This window comes from Salinicola sp. (assembly GCF_982684285.1).
The window spans coordinates 1-2256 of record NZ_CEXLVS010000392.1 but is presented as its reverse complement, the minus strand read 5'-3'; the positions used below and the strand labels follow the sequence as shown (position 1 = coordinate 2256).

The following is a 2256-nucleotide window of genomic DNA, read 5'->3' as shown; positions in this document are numbered from 1 at the left end:
ACTCGACAGTCGACCCTAATGGCAATTTGAGCGATAGTGCGACGACCGGAAACCGAGCAGAACGAGACGCCATGACCACGACCACAAGTGGATTCGCCACGATCCAGCAGCGCGACCTGGTCAACCAGATCGCCGACATGCTGACCGAGGCCCTGCTCAAGGGGGACTTCGCGCCGGGCGTGCATCTGGCCGAAGCGCAGCTGGCACGGGACTTCGGCGTCAGCCGCGCCCCGGTGCGGGAAGCGGCACGCCTGCTCGAGAGCCGTGGCATGCTGGTCTCCCAACCCCGGCGCGGCTTCTTCGTTCGCACCTTCAACGCCGCTGAACTCGACGATGTCTACGACCTGCGCCTGTGCCTGGAGCGCCATGCCGTCCGCCTGCTCGCCGGCAAGCTGACGGCCGAGATGGAGGCGGCGCTCGACGCCCAGCTCGAGACCATGCGCCGGGTCGCCAACGACGGCACGGCGCTCCAGCAGATCGAGGAAGACGTCGCCTTTCATCGCATGCTGTGCCAGTTCAGCGGCAACCAGCGGCTGGTGCGCGTTTTCGACGAGCTGTGTCACGAGATGCGCTTCTGCATCCTGCTGATCGGCCAGCTCTACGACGACCCCGCCCAGGTCGCGGAGAGCCACCAACCCGTCATGGACGCCCTGCGGACACGAGATGCGAACGCCTGCGAGGCCGCGATCGACTACCACATCGGCATCGCCCAGCAGCGCGTGGTGGAGATGTTTCGGGAGCGGGAGACGCGCTGAGCGGCCCGGTGCCGGTTTCGCGTTCGAATCTGGTATCGCCCGCCCAGACAGGTAGGATGAGATATTGTCTCGGCCTTGGTCCCTTTCATGCCCACCGCTAGCCTCGCGAGCTTGACCCACTGGGTCTTCGACATGGATGGCACGCTCACCCTCGGCGTGCACGATTTCCCGGCGATCCGGCGTGAGCTGGAGATTCCGGACGGCGCCGATATCCTGCATCACCTGGAGACGCTGCCCACCGCCGAGCGCGATGCCAAGCACGCCTGGCTGCTCGAGCACGAGCGGGAACTGGCGTTGCGCTCGACCGCGGCAGCCGGCGCGGTCGAGCTGGTTCAGGCCCTCTGCGAGCGCGGCTGTCGTCTGGGTATCCTGACCCGCAATGCCAAGGAGCTGGCGCATATCACCCTGGAAGCCATCGGCCTCGACGGCTGCTTCGCTCCCGATGAGGTTCTCGGACGCAACGAGGCGCCGCCCAAGCCGCATCCCGGCGGCCTCGACCATTTCATCCATCGCTGGCGGGTCGAACCCTCGGCAGTGGTCATGGTCGGCGACAGCCCGATGGATCTCGAGTGCGGTCGCGCCGCCGGTGCGCGCACGATCCTGGTCAACGTCGCGGAAAACCGCTGGCCGAACCTCACCGACTGGCACCATCGGGATTGTCGACGGCTGCTGGCGCAACTTTGAGCCCAACGCCAGCGGATCCGCCCCGCTCCCGCCTCCTTGCCGATCCCCGCGTCGAACCTTTCCCTTTTCGAATGACATCGCATCCCTCTTCACAGCTGAATCAACCAATGCTATAAATCGAAACCAAAGGAACACTGTTTAACCAGGGTAAAGAAAGAAATCATGCTAACGTTTTGCGCTCGAAAGCCTTCGAACGGCGAGCGCGATGCCCTGGCCAACCTCCACTCGATCGGAGCCGCTCATGCCCGGGATTGTCTGTCGACGTTCGCCCCTGATGTGCTTGATGGCCATCGCAATGTTGGCGCTTGCCCTGCCCGCCGGCGCGAATGAAGCCGCGCAGCAGAAGTTCAAGGCCGTGACCACCTTCACGGTGATCGCGGACATGGCCCAGAACGTGGCCGGCGATGCCGCCACGGTGGAGTCGATCACCAAGCCGGGCGCGGAGATCCACAACTACTCGCCGACGCCGGGTGACATCATGCGCGCCCAGGGTGCCGACCTGATCATCTGGAATGGCCTCGACCTGGAGCGCTGGTTCGAGAAGTTCTTCCAGCATCTGGACAACGTACCCAGCGTGATCGCCTCCGAGGGCGTCGAGCCCATCGGCATCACCTCCGGCCCGTATGACGGTAAACCCAACCCCCACGCCTGGATGTCGCCGAGCAATGCGCTGATCTACGTCGACAATATCCGCGACGCCTTCATCAAGTACGATCCGGACAACGCCGAGACTTACCGCAACAACGCCGAACGCTACAAGCAAGAGATCGAAGCGGCCGTCGCCCCGATCCGCCAGTCGCTGGCGCAGATCCCCGAG

3 protein-coding genes are annotated in these 2256 nt (G+C 64.5%); all 3 read left to right on the top strand.

The features are described 5' to 3' along the window. Window positions 1-71 precede the first annotated feature (71 nt). Window positions 72-755, top strand: a complete 684-nt coding sequence (locus tag AC3AYF_RS20275) for a GntR family transcriptional regulator (protein ID WP_295036113.1) — start codon at window positions 72-74, stop codon at window positions 753-755. 87 nt (window positions 756-842) lie between these two features. After that, window positions 843-1439, top strand: coding sequence for an HAD family hydrolase (locus tag AC3AYF_RS20270; protein ID WP_295036112.1), 597 nt, complete (start codon window positions 843-845; stop codon window positions 1437-1439). Between the two features lie 295 nt (window positions 1440-1734). Beyond that, window positions 1735-2256 (top strand): metal ABC transporter solute-binding protein, Zn/Mn family (locus AC3AYF_RS20265; protein WP_487780291.1); only part of this gene is annotated, 522 nt, incomplete at its 3' end.